Source organism: Aquibium sp. ELW1220 (genome assembly GCF_030398385.1).
Taxonomy (GTDB): domain Bacteria; phylum Pseudomonadota; class Alphaproteobacteria; order Rhizobiales; family Rhizobiaceae; genus Aquibium.
In genome coordinates this window covers 33,479-51,497 of record NZ_JAOAOQ010000039.1, presented here as the reverse complement: position 1 = coordinate 51,497, position 18,019 = coordinate 33,479, and the positions used below count along the sequence as shown (strand labels likewise).

Genomic DNA, 18,019 nt, shown 5'->3' with positions numbered 1-18,019 from the left:
GACTGACGCTCAACCTCCTGCGAACCGCCAGACCCAAACTCGCCATCAGCCGAAAACGAAAGCGAGCAGGGTGGTCCGACGCCTTCGCCAGATCAATCATCGGCCAAATGCGATAGCCCTAACCCCGCCACCCGCCCTCCTTGCATTCGCCGTCGATCCGGTGGAAACCTCCCCGCCATGGAGTGGCGAGACGAAGGCATCATCATCGGGTCGCGCAGGCACGGCGAGACCAGCCTCATCCTCGAGGTGATGACGCGCGCGCATGGCCGCCACATGGGCATCGTTCGCGGCGGCCGGTCGCGCCGCATGCAGCCCGTCCTCCAGGCCGGCAACCGCGTCGACCTCGTCTGGCGAGCCCGGCTCGACGAGCACATGGGCCAGTTCCAGGTCGAGCCGATCGAGCAGAACGCGGCGCGTCTGCTCGCCAGCGGCGCGGCGATCTACGCGCTGCAGACGCTCGCCGCCCACCTGCGGCTCCTGCCCGAACGCGACCCGCACGGGCCGCTGTTCGAAACGCTGGCGATCATCATCGCCCATCTCGACGACCCGCGCGCGGCGGCCGAACTCCTCGTCCGCTTCGAACTCCTGGTGCTCGACGAACTCGGCTTCGGGCTCGACCTGTCCTGCTGCGCGGCCACCGGCAGCCTGCAGGAGCTGGCCTACGTCTCGCCGAAGTCGGGCCGCGCCGTCAGCCGCGCCGCGGGCGAGCCGTGGCGCGACAGGCTGCTGCCGCTGCCCGCCTTCCTCACCGCAGGCCCCGGCCTGCGCGGCGACGAGCGCGCGCTCGACGACGCCTTCCGCCTCACCGGCTTCTTCTTCGAGCGCCATGTCTACGAGCCGCGCGGCCTCGAGCCGCCCGAGACCCGCGCCGGCTTCCTCTCCGCCCTGAAGCGGTCGTGGCGGGACGTTCCACCTTCCAGACCCAGCGAGCTTGCGTCATGACCGAAGTCGAACTCTACCCGGGCTACGTCTCCCCCTTGGGCCTCGGCTCCATCCCGCTCGACGAGGTGCTGCAGTACACCGGCATGGAACTGCTGCAGCGGCTGATCGACGGCCTCTATCCGGCGCCCGCGATCGGCGCGCGGATGAACTTCGGCCTGACCGAGATCGGCGAGGGCAGGGCGGTGTTTCGCGGCCTGCCGGGCGAGCGCCATCTCAACCCGCTCGGCTCGGTCCATGGCGGCTGGGCGGCGACGATCCTCGATTCGGCGCTGGGCTGCGCCGTCCACACCACGATGGCCCGCGGCGAAGCCTACACGACGGTCGAGTTCAAGGTGAACCTGATCCGGCCGATCACGCCGAAGACCGGCGAGGTGATCTGCGAGGGCCGGGTGATCAGCCGCGGCCGCACCATCGCCGTCTCCGAGGCGACGCTGAAGGATGCGGGCGGCAAGCTGCTTGCCTTCGGCACCGAGACCTGCTCCATCTTCCCGGCGACGAACCTGGCGCCCCGCTGACGCCGTCCTTCAACGGCCTTCGGCCATCCTGCGGCTCCGGGGGAGGGGTCCGGTCCCATGATCGAGTTCATCGTCGCTGCCATCATCGTCGCGCTGGCCGTCGTCGCCATGCGCCTCAACGACCGCCTGAACCGGCTGCAGCGCGAGTTCGAGGCGCTGCGCGGCTTCGTGCTGGAGACCATGCCGGTGCCGGCCGCGGCCGGCAACCCCGCCTCGCAGGCGGCGCCCGCGCATGCCGGGGACGGCGAGGCTCCCGACGTTGCGGCACTTCCCGAAGCCCCCGTCGACGAGCGAGCCGCCGCCGCCGCCGCGCGGGAAAGCACCACGAGGGCCCTGGCCGAACTCGAGGCCCAGGCCGCCCGCCCGCGCCGCTACGCCTGGTCCGCCGAGCCGGAGCCTGAACCGGAACCGGAGCCCGCCCCCGCCCCGGAACCGTCGGCTGCCATGATGCCTGCCCGTCCCGACATCGAGACGGCGCTCGGCACCCGCTGGGCGGTCTGGGTCGGCGGCCTGGCGCTGGCGCTGGGCGGCGTCTTCCTCGTGCGCTATTCCATCGAGGCCGGATTCTTCGGTCCCGGCCTGCGGCTCTTCATGGCCGGACTTTTCGGCATTGCGCTCGTCGCCGCCGGCGAAGCCATCCGCCGCAATGGCCTGCGCATGCCCGTCGGGGGCCTCGACGGCGCCTGGGTGCCGGGCATCCTCACCGCTGCCGGCGTCTTCACGCTGTTCGGCACGGTCTATGCCGCCCACGGCCTCTACGGTTTCATCGGTCCCGCGCCTGCCTTCCTTCTGCTCGGCCTGCTCGGCATAGGCACCATCCTGGCCGCCCTGATCCACGGCCAGGCGCTCGCGGGCATCGGGCTGCTCGGCGCATTCGCCACGCCCCTGCTCGTCGCCTCGCAGGCGCCGAGCCCATGGATCCTGTTCGGCTATCTCGCGGTGGTGCTGGTCGCCTCCGCCGTCATTGCCCGCATGCGTGACTGGACCGCCTTGATGACCGGTGCGGTCATCGGCATGGGCCTGTGGTCTCTGCTCTACCTGATCGTCATGCAGGACATCAGCCTCGCGCCGGCCCTCTTCGCCAACGCGGTCATCCTCGCTGCGCTGGCGCTGGTCTGGCTCGGCTTCCGCGACGAAAGCGAGACGGCCCGCGTCGATCCGCCAACCGCGGCGACAGCCCTCTTCGTCGGTCTGGCCAGCCTCTTCCTGCTGATCGACCCGGACTTCATCCTGGCCGGCGGCGAAATCCACGCGGCGATCCTCGTCGCCGCCATGGTGGCCGTCGCCTGGCTGCAGCCGGCGGCGCTGCCGCTTCTGCACGCCGCGGGCGCCACGCTGGTCCTGGCACATGTCCGGATCGCCCTCTCGGGCACTTTCGCCTTCTCGATTCTCGGCGAACCGGTGACCCTCGACGGCCCGGCCGTCCTGCCCTGGACCGTCGCCGGCGCCTGGAGCTCCGCGCTGCTCGGGCTCCTCGCCTTCGGCGCAGGCATGGTCGCAGCGCGCGGCTTTTCCGTCGATCGTCCCCGCCGTGCCGCGATCTGTGCAGGTTGGGCGGTCGTCGTGCCCCTCGCCATCCTTGCCGCCGGCTGGATCGCCTATGGCGACATCGACCGGGACTGGCTGCGTGCCGCCGCCGCGCTGGCGCTGGTCGCGGCCTTCGTCGCCGCCGGCGAAGCCGTCGCGCGATCGGAGGAGCCGCCACTCTCCGGCGGTCTCGCCACGAGCCTCTTCTTCGGCGGCGCGGCGTTGGCGACCCTGTTCCTGCTCATGATGGCCTTCGGTCCGCTCTGGACCACCATGCTCGCCGGCGCCGCCGCCATGCTGCCCGCGCTCGCCACCCGCTGGCGCGGCTACCCGGTCCTCGGCTGGCTTTCCGTCGGCGCGGCGGTGTTCGTGCTCGTCCGCGCTGCCGTCGACCCGACCATTGTCGGCGCGGCGGCGCTCGGAACGGTGCCCGTCTTCAACGCGCTGCTGCCCGGTTACGGCATCCCCGCGTTCGCCTTCGCCTTCTGCGCCTGGCAGCTCGCCCGCACCACCGACGGCCGGCCGCGGCTCGCCATGGAGGCGGCGGCCGTGCTCTTCGCTCTCCTCACGGTGGCCATGCTGGTGCGCCACGCCATGAGCGGCGGCATCGTCGACGGGTCAGCCGTCACGCTGGCCGAGCAGTCGATCTATACGCTGATCTTGCTCGGCGCGGGCGCCATCCTCATCGCGCTCGACGCCCGCTCGCCCAGCGCCGTCATGCGCATCGGCTCGCTCGCTGCCGCCGTCCTGTCGGTCGTGCTCATCGCCATCCGGCACTTCGGCACGCTGAACCCGCTCTTCACCGGCGAACCGACCGGCTGGCTGCTGCTCTTCGACCTGCTCCTGCTCGCCTATCTCCTGCCGGCCGCCGCCGCGGCCGGGCTCGCCTGGTTCGCGCAGGGACGCCGGCCGCGCTGGTACTCCGTCATGCTGGCGCTGACGGGCGCAGCCCTCGCCTTCGCCTGGGTCAGTCTCACGGTGCGCCGCCTGTTCCAGGGCGAGAACCTCGCCATCTGGCGCGGCCTGTCGCAGCTCGAGACCTATGCCTATTCGGCGGTCTGGCTGGCGCTCGGCGTCGGCATCCTCGTCCTCGGCGTCCGCGTCTCATCGCAGGTGCTCCGCATCGCCTCGGGCCTGCTCGTGGCGCTGGCGGTGGCCAAGGTCTTCCTGTTCGACCTGTCCGAACTCGACGGCGTGCTGCGCGCCGTCTCCTTCATCGGCCTAGGCGCGGTGCTGATCGGCATCGGCCTGTTCTACCAGCGCCTTCTCGTCGGTGCGGCGAAGCGCGACGCCGCCCCGCCGCCCGAAGAGCCTGCCGCCGGAGCGGTGGAGGTCGAGGAGGCCCGGTCCGCCGAGCCTGTGACGTCCGAACGGGAGAAACGCGCCGCCGAGCCTGTGGCGCGGCGCGTCACCTTGCCGGCGCGGGAGGCTGACGTGGCCGAAGAGCCTGCCGCGAAGGCGGAGGTTCCTCCGGCTGGACCCGGAGCGCCTGCAGAAAACGGCCCGGCTGCGGAACTCGACGTGCCGGACGCTGCGCTGGCAGCCGCCGACGACCCGCTGCAGGCGGAGGAGGCGTCACCTGTCGTCAAGCCGGCCGACGAAGCGGAGCCCGCGCCCGCCGCGGAGGTGTCGCCGGTCGAGAGACCGGCTGCATCGGGGCAGGCCGCTCCTGCCGATGAACAGAACACCACCGAAACGCCTGTCGCAGTCGAGGCCGCGCCGTCCGTCGACGGCGCTGCGCCCGCCGGCAACGCGCCGGTCGCGGATGAGGCAGATCCCGCCGGGGAGGCGACGTCCATCGACGAATCCGCCAAGACCTCGGACGCCGCGGACAACGAAAAAGGCGAGGCCAAAGCCCCGCCTTCTCCGAAACCGAAACCGAAACCGAAACCGAAATCGCGCTGATCGTCAGGCGATCCTGCCGCCGCCCTGCTTGGTCACCACCACGACCGACGGACGCGTCGGCATGCCGTCCTGGAAATCGGGCCAGCGGGTCGCCGGCGCCTCGAAGGTCGCAAGCCCCTCGTCGCCGGGATGCTGCACGGCCAGGAACAGCGTCTCGTCGTTCGGCGTGAACAGCGGCCCGCACATCTCGGCGCCCACCGGAACGCGGAAGAACAGCTTCGACGTGCCGCGGGCATCACCGTCGGTGTCCACGGCCCACAGGCCGTCGGTACGGCCGGTGGCTTTCTGGCTGTTGCCGTCGGTGGAGACCCACAGCCGCCCGTCGGCATCGATGGCGCAGTTGTCGGGCATGCCGAACCAGCCGTTCGCCGTGGTGGCCGGCGAGAAAGTCGCGCCGACCTCCGCGACCGACGGATCGCCGCACTTCAGCAGCACGTCCCAGGTGGACGTGGTCGAGGCGAAGTCGCCGTCCGTCTCGGTGATCTCGATGATGTGGCCGAAGGCGTTGTTGGCGCGCGGGTTGGCCGCGTCGACCTGGTCGTCCTTGCGCCGGGTGTTGTTGGTCAGCATCACGTAGACCTTGCCGGTCTTCGGGTTCGGCTGCACGTCTTCCGGTCGGTCCATCTTGGTCGCGCCCAGCACGTCGCCGGCGCGGCGCGCCTCGATCAGCACGTCGGCCTGGTCCTTGAAGCCGTTCTCTGCCGTCAACGGGCCTTCGCCGTGGACGAGCGGCAGCCACTGCACCGTGCCGTCGGCATCGAAACGCGCCACATGGAGCGTGCCCTGGTCGAGCAGGTCCATGTTGGCGGCGCGGTCGGCTGCGTTGTAGGCGCCAGCGGTGACGAACTTGTAGACGTAGTCGAACCGCTCGTCGTCGCCGCAGTAGAACACCACGCGTCCGTCCTTGTTGACGATCGACTCGGCGCCCTCGTGCTTGGTGCGGCCGAGCGCGGTGCGCTTCCTGGGCGTGGAGTTGGCGTCGAAGGGATCGACCTCGACGACCCAGCCGAAGCGGTTGGGCTCGTTGGGCTCCTTGGTCACGTCGAAGCGGTCGTGGAACTGGCCCCAGTTGTACCAGCCGCCGGGCACGCCGTAGCGCTTGTAGGCGGCCGCCTGCGGGTCGTTCTCGGCCACGTCGCCGGTAAAGTAGCCGTGGAAGTTCTCCTCGGCCATCAGATAGGTGCCCCAGGGGGTCACGCCGCCGGCGCAGTTGTTGAGCGTGCCGAACACCTGCGTCCCCGTCGGGTCGGCCTTGGTCTTGACGCGGTCGCTGCCGGCTACGGGGCCGGACAGCGTCATCGGCGTCTCGACCGTGATGCGGCGGTTGTAGGCGCTGTCGAGCACCGGCGCCCACTTGCCGTCGGTCCTGGAGATCTCGATCACGGTGCCGCCATGCGCCATCATCTCGATGCCGATCAGCTCGGGCGTGTACTCGCCCATCTTGACCTTCTGGACGTCCTTCTTGACCCCATCCTTCTCCTGGACCTCGGTCACGACGGTCGCCCAGTTCGGGAACATCAGTTCGGCGTTGGTGTACTCGTGGTTGACGACCAGCAGGCCGCGCTCGCTCGATCCGTCGAGCGGGATGAAGCCGATATAGTCGTTGTTGTAGCCGAACTGCCTGGCCTGCGCCGCGGCCGTCTGGTTCATCGGGTCGAAATCGGGCGAATCGGCGAACACCTTGTCGCCCCAGCGCAGCAGGATGTCGGCATCATAGCCGGCTGCCACGTGGTGCATCTCGTCGACACCGGCCTCGACCTCGTCGAACGAGAAGGCGCTCGTCGTCATCGCCCTGGCCTCGCCGGCCGCGAGCAGCGCAAGCGGGCTCACGGTCGCCGCAATCGCGGTCACGCCCAGCGAACCCGCCATGAAGCCGCGGCGCGAATAACGCCGGTTGATGATGTCGCCCATCGTCGGATTGGCGCTCGCATTGCGACCGACGTCTTCGGATTCCTCGCGAATGTCGGTCAGCGTCCTGAAATCCTGGGGGGTGGCGCGTTCGTTCATCCCTGCCTCCATAGTGGGTTGGTGAGATTCTAGCATGTCGGCCCTAGGTCGCGGCTGTTTCAGCCACATGACAGTCGCGGGATTGTGAAGAGGTCCTTCGAAGTGCCCGCAGGCCATGGGTTTGCTGGGGCCGAGCGGCTCGAAACGCTGTCATGGAGCCTCTCCCGAAATGCACGGCGGAGGTTGCCGGATGCGTTATGAAATTACGTGAATGAAATGTTATAAACTATCGAAACTGAAGCCCTATCCGGACAGCCCCCGCCGCAGGTGTAATACCCGTGTCACACGTCGCTCCTAGGTGAAAACCGTCGCACCGACCTCCAGGGAGATCTCCATGAAAACGACACTCGTCGCGGGCCTTGCGCTCGCACTTTCCGCGTCCGCCGTCTTTGCGCAGGACGCTTTGCCGCAGGCCCAGACCAAGTGGTTCACGGATGCCGACGCGAAGCTGCAGGAGATGATCGCCCGTCAGCCCAACACCAACCGCGCCAGGAACGTGATCCTGTTCACGGCCGACGGCAATGGCGTCGGCACCAACTACGCGATCCGCCTCTTCTCGGGCCAGCAGGCCGGCGGTCTCGGCGACGACTACGTCCAGCCGCACGAGGCGTTCCCCTACGCCGCTCTGGTCAAGACCTATTCCTCGAACGGCCAGACCCCCGACTCCGCGCCGACCGCCGCCGCGATGAACTCGGGCATGAAGACCAGGAACGGCATGATCAACATCCTCGACACCGTCGCCGAGGGCGATTGCGTCGCCGGGCTCGAGGCCGGAACCAGGACCTTCGCCGAGATCGCCTCGGACATGGGCAAGTCGGTCGGCGTCCTCTCCACCGCCCGCATCACCCACGCCACTCCGGCAGCCGTCTACGCGCGCACCGCGAGCCGCGACTGGGAAGACAACACCGGCATCCCGGAAGGCTGCGCCCAGAAGGACATCGCCGACCAGCTCGTCGAGCAGATGAAGGCCGGCGTGATCGACCTCGCCATGGGCGGCGGCCGCGCGCATTTCCTGCCCAAGGACGTGACCGACGCGGAAGGCAAGACCGGCAAGCGCACCGACGGCCGCAATCTCGTCGAGGAAGCCAAGGCCCTCGGCGCCCAGGTCGTCTTCGGCGACCAGGACTTCGCCGCGCTCACCATGGGCAACAACGCCCCGGTGCTCGGCCTGTTCGAGGCGAGCCACATGAAGTACGAGGCCGACCGCACCGGCGAGCCCTCGCTCGCCGAAATGACCGAAGCGGCCATCAAGTCGCTCTCGACCAACGAGAACGGCTTCTACCTCTCGATCGAGGGCGGCCGCGTCGACCACGCCAACCATGACGGCAACCTCTACCGCGTCGTCACCGACGGCAAGGCCTTCGCCGACGCCATCGCCAAGGCGGTCGAGCTGACCAATGCCGAGGACACGCTGATCATCGTGACCGCGGACCACGAGCACGCCATCTCCTTCAACGGCTATTGCGGCCGCGGCTCCAACGTCCTGGGCCTGTGCATGAAGGAAGACGGCGCCGGCGTCGCGCATTCCGGCGAGCCGAACCTCGCCGCCGACGGCAAGCCCTACACCGTCGCCGGCTACCTGAACGGCGCCGGCTCGGTGCTCGTCAAGCAGGCAGACGGCACCTATTCGGGCGCTCGCGCCGACCTCACAGAGGAAGCCGCGACCGACAAGGACTACCTGCAGCAGGCCCTTGTGCCGATGTCGTCCGAGACCCATTCGGGCGAGGACGTCTCCGTCCACGCCATGGGCCCCTGGGCGCACCTGTTCGACGGCGTGCTCGAGCAGAACTACATCTTCCACGTCATGAACTACGCCGTGACCGCCGGCGAGATGAAGAAGGCGTCCGCCCAGTAAGGCGACGTTTCACCGCATCGGGGGAGGCCCGCGTCCACGCGGGCCTTTTCCGTTCCGTCACACGCGGCGCATATCATCGGCGCCGGCACGGACAAGGAGACCGTCATGAACCGCCGCACTCTGCTCGCTGCCGCCGCGTTCGGTATCATGTCCCCGCGCGCCATGGCCGACGAAGTCGTCAACATGCGCGACCTCTATGAAAAGGACCTGAGTTTCTCCGGCTACGCCCTGCAGCGCCAGGGCCAGCGCATCGCCGCCTCAGGCTTCATGGCCCCGCCGCTTAAGGCCGAATCGACCTTCTTCGTGCTGACACGCCGGCCGATGGCGGTCTGCCCCTTCTGCGAGACCGAGGCCGACTGGCCGGACGACATCCTCGCCGTCTATACCAAGCGCACCGTCGAGGTGCTGCCGTTCAATGTGTCGATCGTCGTGCGCGGTGTGCTTGAGCTCGGCGCTTACACCGATCCCGAACTCGGCTTCGTCAGCCGGGTGCGCCTGACCGACGCGAGCTACGAGCGCGCATGACCGCGCTCGACCTCTCCGTCCGCGATCTCGTCGTCACCGGCGAGGGCGGGCGCGTGCTGCTGCGCGTCGACGCGCTCGACGTGCCCGGCGGGACCCGGCTCGGCATCCGCGGCCCCTCCGGCGCCGGCAAGTCGACGCTGCTGCACGCGCTGGCCGGGCTCCTGCGCCCTGCCTCGGGCGCGGTGCGCTGGGGCGGCACCGACATCGCCGCCCTCGGCGATGCCGCCCGTGCCCGCTTCCGCCGCGAGACCGTCGGGCTCGTCTTCCAGGACTTCCTGCTCTTTGAGGAACTGTCCGCGCTCGGCAATGCCGCGCTTGCCGCCGCCTGGAGCGGCGCGCCGCGGCGCGCGGCCATCGCAGGCGGCGCCGCGTCGATGCTCGACCATCTCGGCCTCTCAGGCCATGCGCGCCGCTCCGTGGCAAGCTTCTCCGGCGGCGAGCGCCAGCGCGTCGCGGTCTCGCGCGCGCTCGCCGGCAATCCGCCGGTGCTGCTCGCCGACGAGCCGACCGCCAGCCTCGACCGCGCCTCGGCCGACCGGCTGATCGAGGATCTCGCCGGCCTCTCCGCCGCGCGCGGCATGACGCTGGTCGCGGTCAGCCACGATGCCGCGCTGCATGCGCGCATGGACCGGGTCATCGACGTCGTTGATGGCGCGATCCGGAAGGCGGGCTGAGCCATGGAGGCGATCACCGCCTGGTGGCAGGGGCGCTCGGCCGCGACGCAGGACGTGCTCCTGCTCCTCCTGCTTCTGGCGCCCGCCATCCTCGCCGGCCTCGCCGTGCTGCGCGGCTACCGGCCCTATGCGCTGGTCGGCGCCATGCTGTGGCGCTACCGCTTCACCAACGCGCTTTTCGTCGCGCTGATCGCCGTCTCGGTCGGCATCGGCGTCGGGCTCATCGCCCAGGAGCGCGGCCTGCGTAAGGGCACCGCGCGCGCGGCCGAAAAGTTCGACCTGATCGTCGCCGCGCCCGGTTCCGAGGTGCAGATGCTGCTCGCCGCCGTCTATCTGCAGCCGGTCGACGTGCCGCTCCTCGACGGGCCGACCTATGACGCCATCGCCCGCCACGAGAACGTCGTGCTCGCCGCGCCCATCGCCTATGGCGATTCCTTCGGCGCCTCGCCTGTCATCGGAACCACGGCGCCGTTCGTGGCCCATCTCTCCGGCGATCTCGCCGCGGGGCGCATGTTCGCCGCGCTCGGCGAAGCGGTCGCGGGCGCCGCGGTGCCGCTGGCCATCGGCGACGCCTTCGAGCCCGCCCACGGCGTCGGCGCGTCGGCCGAGCACGGCGCCCATGCCGGCCACGCGCTCACCGTCGTCGGCCGCATGCAGCCGACCGGCAGTCCCTGGGACAGGGCGATTCTCGTCCCGGTCGAGAGCGTCTGGGCCGTGCATGGTCTGGCCACCGGCCATGCGCCCGGCGACGCGCGCATCGGTCCGCCCTTCGATCCCGCCTTCTTTCCCGGCACCCCGGCCATCCTCGTGCGCGCCGAGCAGCTCTGGGCCAACTACGCCCTGCGCTCGGAGTTCACCACCGAGCGCACCATGGCCTTCTTCCCCGGTGCGGTGCTGGCCGGCCTGCATTCCATGCTGGGCGACGTGCGCCAGGTGATGAGCGTCATGGCGGTGCTGACGCAGGTGCTCGTCACCGCCGGCGTGCTGGCCGGCCTCGTCATCCTCACCCGGCTCTACGCGCGGCGGCTCGCCTTGCTGCGCGCCATCGGCGCGCCCGCCCGCTTCGTCTTTTCCGTCGTCTGGTGCTATGCCGCCGCTCTCATCGGCGCCGGCGCGTTGCTCGGCGTCGCGGTCGGCCTCGCCGCCGTCGGCGCGATCTCGCGCCTCGTCACCGCGCGCACCGACATCCTGGTCGAGGCCACGCTCGCCTGGCCGGAGTTCCACCTCGTCGCCGGCTTCGTCAGCCTGACGGTACTCTTGGCGCTGCTGCCCGCCTTCATGGCGGTGTCACGCGACATCACTAGCGATCTGCGCAGCTGATCCGAAGGAGAGGGACCATGATCCGCACCGTCCGCGCCGCCGTCCTCGCCGGCCTGCTTGCCGCTGTCCCGGCCGTCGCGGAGGAGGCGCATGGCCACGCCGACGGCGATTCCCACCACGAGGCGGAGGCCGGCGGCCTGCGCGCCGTCCACGCCTGGACCCGCGCCACGTCGGACACGACCGCGCTGATCTTCGTCGACATCGAGAACGGCTCGGACAAGACCGTCTCCATCGTCGGCGCCGAAGCCGGCTGGGCGGAGACGGTCGAACTGGTCGGCTTCCAGCTGAAGGACGGCGAGCCGGCCTGGGTCGCGCTGCCGCCCGTCCCGGTCAAGGCCGGCACCGAGATGGTGCTGTCGCCCGACGGCCTCGCTTTGCGCGCCATCGGCGTGAAGCAGCCGCTCGGCGCGGGCGAGGAGCGCAACATCGAGATCGAGTTCGACACCGGCCATCTCGACATGGTGCTGCAGGTCGAGGCCGCCGACGCCCGCGCCCACAGCCACGCTGGCCACCAGCACTGAGCGGCACGGGAGCGCTTTACTTTCCGAGATGCGCGGCGAGTTCGGCGCGCACCGCCGGGTCCTGCCAGTCGAGCGGCCCCGCGCGCCGCGCCACCACGCGGCCATCGCGATCGACCAGCAGGGTGGACGGCATGCCGAACAGCCCGAATGCCGCGCCGGAGCGGCCGCTCGGATCGCGCAGGGTCGCGAAGCCGTCGAGCCCGATTGCGGCGAGGAAGGCCTCGATCTTCTCCGGCGGGCTCGGCTCCACCGCCACGACCACCAGCGCGCCGCCGTTGACGGCGAGGTCGGCCGCATAGGCGGCGAGCGCCGGCAGTTCCTCGCGGCACGGGCCGCACCAGGTCGCCCAGAAATGCAGGATCGCCGGGCGACCGGCGAGCAGCGCGGCGAGGTCGGTCTCTGTCCCGTCGAGCCGGGCGAGCACCAGGCCGCCTGCGTCGACCGCCATCGGCGCGACCGGCGGGATCATCGGCGCGGCATGCACGAACTGCGCCAGCGCGAGCCCGGCGGTGGCGAGCGCTGTCCTCAGCGCAGTGGCGCCCCGCACCATTCCTACTCCGCCGCAGCCAGCCTCGGCCGTTCCACCGGCGCTTCGTGGATCGGCCAGTGCACCACTGCTGCGAACAGGCCGAGCGCGACGCCCAGCCACCACACCGAATCGTAGGAGCCGTAGAGGTCGTACAGGAAGCCGCCGAGCCAGACGCCGAGGAACGAGCCGATCTGGTGCGACAGGAACACCAGCCCGCCGAGCATTCCGAGATGCCGCGTGCCGAACATGATCGCCACCAGTGCGTTCGTCGGCGGTACGGTGGAGAGCCACAGCAGACCCATGACGACGGCGAAGACGATCACGCTCGCCGGCGTCTGCGGCAGGAGCAGGAAGGCCGTCACCACGATCGAGCGGCCGATATAGATCCACACCAGGAACATCGGCTTGGAATAGCGCTGTCCGATGACGCCGGAGGCGAGCGAGCCGATGATGTTGAAGAAGCCGATCAGCGCCAGCGCGATCACCGCGTAACGCGCCTGGATGCCGATGTCGGCGATGTAGGCGGGGAAATGCGCGGTGATGAAGGCGACCTGGAAGCCGCAGACGAAGAAGCCGGAGACGAGCAGCAGGTAGCTCCTGTGGCCGACGGCCTCGCGCAGCGCCTCTCCGGCCGACTGGGCGATGTCTGTCTGCCGCTGCGTTCCCGAACTGGAATTACCCCGGAGCGGGATCGCCAGCACGGGAATGACCAGCATGATCGCCGACAGGACGAGCAGCGAATCGTACCAGCCATAGGCGTCGATCAGGCCCTGGCTCAGCGGCGCGAAGATGAACATGCCGGCCGAGCCGGCGGCCGTCCCGATGCCGAAGGCGAGGCTGCGCCGCTCCGGCGCCACGTTGCGGGCGAAGGCGGCGAGCACGATGCCGAACGAGCCCGACGCGATGCCGAGGCCGACCAATACGCCGCCGCCGATGTAGAGCCCGGTCGCGGTCTCGGCATTGGCCATCACGATGAGGCCGGCGGCGTACATGACGCCCGACAGCGCCAGCACCCGCCAGGTCCCGAACCTGTCGGCAAGCGCTCCGAAGATCGGGGTTCCGAGACCCCAGGCGAGATTCTGGAACGCCATCGCCAGCCCGAATGTGGTGCGGTCCCAGCCCTTCTCGGCCAGCATTGGCAGCTGGAAGAAGCCCATCGCCGAGCGCGGGCCGAAGGTCATCGCGGCGATCAGGCCGCCGCACAGGATGATCAGCCAGGGCAGGCTCGGGACGTCGCGTGCGGTCTTGGCTGCCTGCTGCATGGGAAGCTCTCCATTCGTCCGTTGTCTACTGCATCCGGCTCGCGTCGGAATAACGAATTGTTCGACGCCTACCGTTCAGTTTCGCTGATGGATCGGGCCTGCCGGCCGCAGCGTCATCACCTTCGGCCGCTTCGCCTGCAGATCGCATCTGCGCGCGGATTGCCTTGTGCTCAAGATGCTTGCATACAAGATATTCGTCTGCAAGCGGATCGGATTGGGCCAGAATGGAGCGGATCGAGGATTGCATCAGTTTCCTGCTCGGCAAGGCCACGCAGCAGGTCGCCCGCCGCGCGCGCGAGGCGCTGGCAGGGCACGGGGTCACGCCCGTCCAGTTCGCCGCGCTGCGCATCCTGTGGGAGCGCGACGGGCGGAGCTGCGCCGAAATGGGCGCCCGCCTCCTGCTCGACAGCGCCACCATGACCGGCATCGTCGATCGGCTGGAGAGCGCCGGCCTCGTCGACCGGCGTCCTGACCCCGAGGGCGACCGCCGCATCAACCGCGTCTATCTGAGCCCGGATGGCCGGGACCGTTTCGGCCCGATGAACGCCGCCATGGACGGCGTCAACGCCGAGGTGGACCTGATCCTCGGTCCGCGGACGCAGGGCCTGCGCGCCGCGCTCGCGCTCCTCGGCGACGTCGATCCGGCCCCGGCGGGGCCGAAGGACCAGCCGTCCCGGTGACGGCCGGCTGCAGGCGCAGCCGCTACTCGAGCAGCAGCTTCGTCTCGGCGCCCGCCTTTGCAGCCGCGGAGGCCTCGGAGCGGATGATGTGCAGGTCGCGCTGCGGGAAGGGGATGGAGATGCCCTTCTCGTCGAAGGCGAGCTTGGCGCTCTTGATGAAGTCGAGCTTGGTGGCGAACCAGTCCGGCGAACTCGTCCAGTAGCGGATCGCCACCACGACGGCGTTGTCGCCAAGCTCCGAGACGAAACAGTTGATCGGCGGCTCGGCCAGGATGCGCTCGTCGGCGGCCGCGATCTCCGCATAGGTGCGCAGCGCCAGCGCGATGTCGTCGCCATAGCCGATGCCGATGGCGATCTCCTGCATGCGCACCGGATTGCGCGAAAAATTCGTCACCGGCGAGTTCCAGAGTTCGCTGTTGGGCGCCATGACGAAGAGCCCGTCGAAGGTCTTCAACTCGGTCGCGAACAGGCCGATTTCCTGCACGGTGCCCATGACGCTGCCCGCATTGATGAACTCGCCGACCCGGAACGGCCTGAGCACGAGCAGCATGATGCCCGCCGCGATGTTCTGCAGCGTTCCCTGCAGCGCCAGGCCGATCGCTAGGCCGACCGCGCCCAGCGCGGCGATGATCGAGGCGGTCTGCACGCCGAACTGCGCGAGCACCGTCACGCCGACGATGATCAGCACCGCATAGCGCACGATCCTGGAGAAGAACTTGCGCAGCGTCTCGTCGAAGCCCCGGAAACGGCCGAGCGCGGAGTAGGTCGACCGCTGCAGCACATTGGACAGGATGTATCCGATGGTCAGGACGATCAGCGCACCGACGAGGGAGAAGGAATAGGTGACGACCAGCGCGCTCGCCTGTTCCCAGGCGGTGCGCGCCGCGATCACCATGTCGGCCGTGCTCGTTTCGATGCGATCGATGGGGTCCAAGGTCTGTCTCCGTTGCAATTCCTGGGATTTTCGGTCGAACCGGGAGGTCCTGCATAGACAATGCGGCTGCTCCCGACAACGCCGGTCGGCCACTTGCGGTGGCGGCCGCGCCAGCCGCCGGCCTCGCCACACTTCCGTCATAATCCGGGAGCGATGCCAGCGGGCGCGCCCCGCGTCCGGGCTGCGCCGCAGGCTCTGCGCGAATGGAGCCGGGGGTCTTCGTCGGAGGAGATAAGTCCCTGAGATGACCGCCCGCATTCGCCCCGCCCATCTGCGCGACATCGCCGAGCTGGTGGCGATCGAGAACGCCGTGTTCTCGACCGACCGCATTTCGCGCCGCTCTTTCCGGCAGCTGATCGAGCGTGAGTCGGCCGAGACGCTGGTGCTGGAGGAGGCGGCTCGCCTCGCCGGCTACGCAATGGTCCTCTTCCGGAAGGGCACGGTCGTGGCCCGTCTCTATTCGATCGCGGTTGCGCCCGACCGCGCCGGAACCGGCGCCGGCGGCCGGCTGCTGCAGGCCGCCGAAGACGTCGCCTTCGAGCACGGCCGCATGATGCTCCGGCTCGAGGTGCGCGAGGACAATGCCCATGCCATCGCGGTCTACGAAAGGCGCGGCTACCGCCGCATCGGCCGCGAGGCCGACTACTATGCCGACGGCATGGCGGCGCTTCGCTACGAAAAGACGCTGCGCGGCGACGTCCCCGTGCAGACGCGCGTGCCGTTCTACGAGCAGACCTGCGAGTTCACCTGCGGTCCCTGCTGCCTGATGATGGCCAAGGCCTATTTCGACCGCTCCTTCACGCCGGATCCGGTGATGGAGATCCGGCTGTGGCGCGAATCGACCACCGTCTTCATGATGTCCGGCCCCGGCGGCTGCGAGCCCTTCGGGCTTGCGGTGGCGGCGCGCGACCACGGCCTGGCCGCCGAGATCCTGGTCTCCTTCCACGGCGCGCTCTTCCTCCAGTCGGTGCGCAGCGCCGAAAAGCGCCGCGTCATGGAACTGGCGCAGGTGGATTTCCGTTTGCGCGCCGAGCGTTACGGTCTGCCCGTGTCCTACCGGTCCTTCGGGCTGGTCGACATCCGCGGCGCGCTCGCGGAGGGGAAGCTCGTCATCGTGCTGGTCAGCGGTTATCTGATGTTCGGCAAGAAGGTCCCGCACTGGGTCCTTGCCATCGGCGACGATGGCGACCACATCCTGCTGCATGACCCATGGGTGGAGGACGAGCGCGGCGAGACCAAGGCGGACGCGGCCAACATTCCTGTCCCACATTCCATCTTCATGACCATGGCGCAGTTCGGCCGAGACGGGCTCAGGGCCGCCATCATCATCGGAAAGCTCGACCGTCCATGACCTGGGTCATCCTCACCGGCCGCCAGAACGACATCGACCACTTCGCCACGCCGCACAAGATCATCACCAACCGCGACTATCTCGCGCATCCGGCCCTGTTCAAGGGACAGCGGCCGAAGGTGATCAACCTGTCGACCAGTTATGCCTATCAGAGCCGGGGCTACTACGCCTCGCTGCTCGCCTCCTCGCGCGGTCACCGCGTCATCCCCACCGTCGAGACCATGATCGACCTGTCGGAGCGCAAGCTCTACGAGCATGCGCTGCCGGAACTCGAGCTGGCGCTCAACAAGTGCCGCAAGGACCTCGGCGGCACCTTTCCGACCAGGCTCGTCGTCTTTTTCGGCATCGCGCCGTCGAAGGCCACCGACCGCTTCGGCCGGCTGCTGTTCGACTGGTTCCGGGCGCCGGCGCTGGAGGTTTCGGTCAAGGACGAGAACGGCTGGGCCTCGATCCGCAAGATCGGCTTCCTGCCGCTCGGCCGCATGAAGCCGGAGGAGGAGGCGCGCTTCCTCGAATGCCTCGCCACCTATACCCAGCGCGAATGGCGCGACACCAAGACCCGCACTCCCTCGCGATACACCTTCGCGACCCTGGTCGATCCCAACGAGGAACTCGCCCCCTCGATGGTCTCCTCGCTGCGCCACTGGGCCAAGATCGCCGAAAAGATGGGCGTCGAGGTCGAGCCGATCGGCAAAAAGGATCTGGCGAAGCTCGCCAATTACGACGCGCTGTTCATCCGCGAGACCACCGCGATCTCCAACCACACCTACCGCTTCGCCCGCCGCGCCCAGCAGGAGGGCATGCCGGTCATCGACGACCCGATGTCGATGATCCGCTGCACCAACAAGGTCTATCTCAACGAGCTGATGACCGCCAACAAGGTGCCGGTGCCGCCCTCGGTGATGATCGCGGGTCCGGCGGATTTCGACACTGCGGCCCAGCGGCTCGGCTTCCCCCTCGTGCTGAAGATCCCGGACGGCTCCTTCTCGCGCGGCGTCAAGAAGGCCTCGACGCTCGAGGAACTGAAGGCGCTGGCCACCGAGTGGCTGGAGGACTCCGACCTGATCATCGCCCAGAAATACCTGCCCACGCAGTATGACTGGCGCGTCGGCGTGCTCGGCGGCCAGCCCCTCTTCGCCTGCCACTATCTGATGGCCAAGAAGCACTGGCAGATCGTCAACCACGACCGCGCCGGCAAGCCCGACCAGGGCGGCATCAAGCCCTTCCTGCTCAAGGACGCGCCGCAGCACGTGATCGAAACCGCCGTCCGCGCCGCCCGCTGCATCGGCGACGGCCTCTACGGCGTCGACCTCAAGGAGACGTCCGACGGCGTCTTCGTCATCGAGGTCAACGACAACCCCAACCTCGACCACGGCTACGAGGACGCCGCCGAAAAGGACGAGGTCTGGGTGCGGCTGACCCAGTGGTTCCTGGATCGGCTGGAGCGCACGGGGCGATAGGCGCGGGGAGAC

15 protein-coding genes and 1 pseudogene are annotated in these 18,019 nt (G+C 69.2%); 12 read left to right on the top strand and 4 right to left on the bottom strand.

Annotated elements, in window-relative coordinates:
• The 4 genes and pseudogenes from N1F91_RS24970 to N1F91_RS24955 all read left to right on the top strand — a co-directional run.
• Positions 1-116: pseudogene (locus N1F91_RS24970) on the top strand (ISAs1 family transposase); the annotation flags it as partial.
• A 61-nt stretch (positions 117-177) separates the two neighbouring features.
• On the top strand, positions 178-942 hold the full coding sequence (gene recO / locus N1F91_RS24965) for a DNA repair protein RecO (protein WP_289996207.1): 765 nt from the start codon (positions 178-180) through the stop codon (positions 940-942).
• Positions 939-1,457: a PaaI family thioesterase gene (locus N1F91_RS24960; protein WP_289996206.1), complete on the top strand. Its 519-nt coding sequence runs from the start codon at positions 939-941 to the stop codon at positions 1,455-1,457. Before recO ends, N1F91_RS24960 begins: the two co-directional genes overlap by 4 nt.
• A 57-nt stretch (positions 1,458-1,514) precedes the next feature.
• Positions 1,515-4,889 (top strand): DUF2339 domain-containing protein, encoded by a 3,375-nt coding sequence (locus N1F91_RS24955; RefSeq protein ID WP_354670560.1) that lies wholly within the window; start codon positions 1,515-1,517, stop codon positions 4,887-4,889.
• A 3-nt stretch (positions 4,890-4,892) separates the two neighbouring features.
• Here N1F91_RS24955 and N1F91_RS24950 read toward each other — a convergent pair whose 3' ends face one another.
• Positions 4,893-6,896, bottom strand: a complete 2,004-nt coding sequence (locus tag N1F91_RS24950) for a PhoX family phosphatase (protein ID WP_289996204.1) — start codon at positions 6,894-6,896, stop codon at positions 4,893-4,895.
• 334 nt (positions 6,897-7,230) lie between these two features.
• Here N1F91_RS24950 and N1F91_RS24945 point away from each other — a divergent pair, with 334 nt between their 5' ends.
• From N1F91_RS24945 to N1F91_RS24925, 5 genes are all read left to right on the top strand, one after another.
• Positions 7,231-8,751 (top strand): alkaline phosphatase, encoded by a 1,521-nt coding sequence (locus N1F91_RS24945; protein WP_289996203.1) that lies wholly within the window; start codon positions 7,231-7,233, stop codon positions 8,749-8,751.
• Between the two features lie 105 nt (positions 8,752-8,856).
• Positions 8,857-9,276, top strand: coding sequence for a hypothetical protein (locus N1F91_RS24940; RefSeq protein WP_289996201.1), 420 nt, complete (start codon positions 8,857-8,859; stop codon positions 9,274-9,276).
• The gene (locus N1F91_RS24935; RefSeq protein ID WP_289996200.1) at positions 9,273-9,950 is read left to right on the top strand and encodes an ATP-binding cassette domain-containing protein; all 678 of its coding nucleotides are present in this window, start codon (positions 9,273-9,275) and stop codon (positions 9,948-9,950) included. The genes N1F91_RS24940 and N1F91_RS24935 overlap by 4 nt, the downstream gene beginning before the upstream one ends.
• 3 nt (positions 9,951-9,953) lie before the next feature.
• A complete protein-coding gene (locus N1F91_RS24930) occupies positions 9,954-11,270 on the top strand; it encodes an FtsX-like permease family protein (RefSeq protein WP_289996199.1) in 1,317 nt (438 codons plus the stop codon).
• 17 nt (positions 11,271-11,287) lie between these two features.
• Positions 11,288-11,791, top strand: coding sequence for a copper chaperone PCu(A)C (locus N1F91_RS24925; protein WP_289996198.1), 504 nt, complete (start codon positions 11,288-11,290; stop codon positions 11,789-11,791).
• Positions 11,792-11,807: 16 nt separating this feature from the next.
• On the opposite strand, the gene N1F91_RS24920 is transcribed toward N1F91_RS24925, so the two are convergent.
• Together N1F91_RS24920 and N1F91_RS24915 are read right to left on the bottom strand one after the other, a co-directional pair.
• On the bottom strand, positions 11,808-12,341 hold the full coding sequence (locus N1F91_RS24920) for a TlpA disulfide reductase family protein (RefSeq protein WP_289996197.1): 534 nt from the start codon (positions 12,339-12,341) through the stop codon (positions 11,808-11,810).
• A 2-nt stretch (positions 12,342-12,343) separates the two neighbouring features.
• Positions 12,344-13,582 carry an MFS transporter gene (locus N1F91_RS24915; RefSeq protein ID WP_289996196.1) on the bottom strand — a complete coding sequence of 413 codons (1,239 nt, stop codon included), beginning with the start codon at positions 13,580-13,582 and terminating at the stop codon, positions 12,344-12,346.
• A 224-nt stretch (positions 13,583-13,806) separates the two neighbouring features.
• Here N1F91_RS24915 and N1F91_RS24910 point away from each other — a divergent pair, with 224 nt between their 5' ends.
• Complete coding sequence (locus N1F91_RS24910) at positions 13,807-14,262, top strand: MarR family transcriptional regulator (protein ID WP_289996194.1); 456 nt, start codon at positions 13,807-13,809, stop codon at positions 14,260-14,262.
• A gap of 22 nt (positions 14,263-14,284) precedes the next feature.
• Here N1F91_RS24910 and N1F91_RS24905 read toward each other — a convergent pair whose 3' ends face one another.
• The gene (locus N1F91_RS24905) at positions 14,285-15,196 is read right to left on the bottom strand and encodes a mechanosensitive ion channel domain-containing protein (RefSeq protein WP_289996192.1); all 912 of its coding nucleotides are present in this window, start codon (positions 15,194-15,196) and stop codon (positions 14,285-14,287) included.
• Between the two features lie 244 nt (positions 15,197-15,440).
• On the opposite strand from N1F91_RS24905, the gene N1F91_RS24900 reads away from it, so the two are divergent.
• The gene (locus N1F91_RS24900) at positions 15,441-16,547 is read left to right on the top strand and encodes a peptidase C39 family protein (protein ID WP_289996191.1); all 1,107 of its coding nucleotides are present in this window, start codon (positions 15,441-15,443) and stop codon (positions 16,545-16,547) included.
• On the top strand, positions 16,544-18,007 hold the full coding sequence (locus tag N1F91_RS24895) for a RimK family protein (protein WP_289996190.1): 1,464 nt from the start codon (positions 16,544-16,546) through the stop codon (positions 18,005-18,007). Before N1F91_RS24900 ends, N1F91_RS24895 begins: the two co-directional genes overlap by 4 nt.
• Positions 18,008-18,019: the final 12 nt, after the last annotated feature.

Excerpts from the sequence above, each read along its gene's own strand:
- recO (WP_289996207.1), top strand. The coding sequence starts at position 178 with ATGGAGTGGCGAGACGAAGGCATCATCATCGGGTCGCGCAGGCACGGC.
- N1F91_RS24960 (WP_289996206.1), top strand. The coding sequence starts at position 939 with ATGACCGAAGTCGAACTCTACCCGGGCTACGTCTCCCCCTTGGGCCTC.
- N1F91_RS24955 (WP_354670560.1), top strand. The coding sequence starts at position 1,515 with ATGATCGAGTTCATCGTCGCTGCCATCATCGTCGCGCTGGCCGTCGTC.
- N1F91_RS24950 (WP_289996204.1), bottom strand. The coding sequence starts at position 6,896 with ATGAACGAACGCGCCACCCCCCAGGATTTCAGGACGCTGACCGACATT.
- N1F91_RS24945 (WP_289996203.1), top strand. The coding sequence starts at position 7,231 with ATGAAAACGACACTCGTCGCGGGCCTTGCGCTCGCACTTTCCGCGTCC.
- N1F91_RS24940 (WP_289996201.1), top strand. The coding sequence starts at position 8,857 with ATGAACCGCCGCACTCTGCTCGCTGCCGCCGCGTTCGGTATCATGTCC.
- N1F91_RS24935 (WP_289996200.1), top strand. The coding sequence starts at position 9,273 with ATGACCGCGCTCGACCTCTCCGTCCGCGATCTCGTCGTCACCGGCGAG.
- N1F91_RS24930 (WP_289996199.1), top strand. The coding sequence starts at position 9,954 with ATGGAGGCGATCACCGCCTGGTGGCAGGGGCGCTCGGCCGCGACGCAG.
- N1F91_RS24925 (WP_289996198.1), top strand. The coding sequence starts at position 11,288 with ATGATCCGCACCGTCCGCGCCGCCGTCCTCGCCGGCCTGCTTGCCGCT.
- N1F91_RS24920 (WP_289996197.1), bottom strand. The coding sequence starts at position 12,341 with ATGGTGCGGGGCGCCACTGCGCTGAGGACAGCGCTCGCCACCGCCGGG.
- N1F91_RS24915 (WP_289996196.1), bottom strand. The coding sequence starts at position 13,582 with ATGCAGCAGGCAGCCAAGACCGCACGCGACGTCCCGAGCCTGCCCTGG.
- N1F91_RS24910 (WP_289996194.1), top strand. The coding sequence starts at position 13,807 with ATGGAGCGGATCGAGGATTGCATCAGTTTCCTGCTCGGCAAGGCCACG.
- N1F91_RS24900 (WP_289996191.1), top strand. The coding sequence starts at position 15,441 with ATGACCGCCCGCATTCGCCCCGCCCATCTGCGCGACATCGCCGAGCTG.
- N1F91_RS24895 (WP_289996190.1), top strand. The coding sequence starts at position 16,544 with ATGACCTGGGTCATCCTCACCGGCCGCCAGAACGACATCGACCACTTC.